General features: G+C 56.6%; 1 pseudogene. It reads left to right on the top strand.

What is annotated here, in order from left to right:
* A pseudogene (locus tag QJT78_RS53475) lies at nt 1–108 on the top strand (IS21-like element helper ATPase IstB); the annotation flags it as partial.
* Nucleotides 109–219: the final 111 nt, after the last annotated feature.

The following is a 219-nucleotide window of genomic DNA, read 5'->3' as shown; positions in this document are numbered from 1 at the left end:
TCCGCTATCCCGGCCAGCTCCGACGAGACCAGCGCTACCAGCAAACCCCGCCGCGGAAAGGGGTCAAAATTGGACGCCGATGAAGGGTCAAATTTGCAAGCCGATTGACAAGTAATGTAAGTACGGTGCTTTGCAGATGTCGCTTCAAGACGTTCAACTCCCCGGCCCCTTGCTGGCTAAAGGGGTCGAACATAAACGTCCTGCCTGACCGGCTACTGC

This window comes from Bradyrhizobium sp. Mp27 (assembly GCF_029953005.1).
Taxonomy (GTDB): domain Bacteria; phylum Pseudomonadota; class Alphaproteobacteria; order Rhizobiales; family Xanthobacteraceae; genus Bradyrhizobium; species Bradyrhizobium barranii.
Note: the sequence above shows the minus strand (reverse complement) of the source record. Positions and strands in the feature narration are given on the sequence as shown.